The 799-nt window shown below is 71.6% G+C and carries 1 protein-coding gene; it reads right to left on the minus strand.

Features of this window, described 5'->3' with window-relative positions; genetic code table 11:
- Window positions 1-4 precede the first annotated feature (4 nt).
- On the minus strand, window positions 5-616 hold the full coding sequence (locus EQG76_RS14960; RefSeq protein ID WP_159714842.1) for a DUF928 domain-containing protein: 612 nt from the start codon (window positions 614-616) through the stop codon (window positions 5-7).
- Between the last annotated feature and the right edge of the window lie 183 nt (window positions 617-799).

Here is a 799-nt window from a genome sequence, read left to right on the forward strand (position 1 = left end):
TGCGCTAGGCGGCCTGGTTCAGCAGCCAGTCGGCCGGGCGCGGCAGGTCGACGTCCTCCAGGAGCGCCACGCGCAGCGCGCGATCGGCCATGGCGAAGGCGTCTACCCAGTAGCCGGCGGCGGCCGCGGCCCGCGCATCGGTGAACGGGCCGTGTGGGACGAAGCGCAGCGTGCCGCGCGCTGAGACGTCGGCGGTGCGCACCGTGGGATCGGGCACCAGCGTCAGGGCGAACACATAGTCCTGCCCCTCCGCCAGCCGCACGTCGGCGTCCTTCAGGGAGAGGGCATGGATGCCGGCCGCCGCACCGCGCTTTTGCACCTGATGCAGCAGCGGCTCGGTGCTGCCGACCGGGGTGAGGGTCAGCTCGACGCGCAGGCCGTAATCGGCCGAGAGGTACCAGAACAGGTCGGGTTCGGCGGTGGCCGAGAGTGCTGGCTCCTCGCTGAGCAGGACCTCGGGCTGCGCCTTGCCGCGGCCGGAGCGGGTGCCGCCCTGGACCCGGGTCTTGGGGGCGCCGAAGCGCTTGAGCAGGTTGGCATCGGCACCTCGGGCCGGCAACGCGCCCAGCGTGATCAGCCCCAGGGCCCCGAACAGGATCTGCCGACGGCCAAGCATCGCTTCACACTCCCAGCGGATCCCGGATCTCGTCCGTGACCCGGAAGACAGGTACCGGCTGCGCCTTGCCCTTCAGGGTCAGGCTGCCGACCGGACGTGCGTGGCAGCGCCCGTCCAGGTGGTGCAAGGTAGTTGCCGAGATCAGGATGCGGCAGTGATCTCCGTCACCGTCGGCACCCGGGC

The sequence above is a fragment of the Geminicoccus flavidas genome (assembly GCF_009806515.1).
GTDB classification, from domain to species: domain Bacteria; phylum Pseudomonadota; class Alphaproteobacteria; order Geminicoccales; family Geminicoccaceae; genus Geminicoccus; species Geminicoccus flavidus.

Bases quoted from the DNA above. Each gene is read 5' to 3' on its own strand.
- EQG76_RS14960 (WP_159714842.1), bottom strand. From the start codon at position 616: ATGCTTGGCCGTCGGCAGATCCTGTTCGGGGCCCTGGGGCTGATCACG.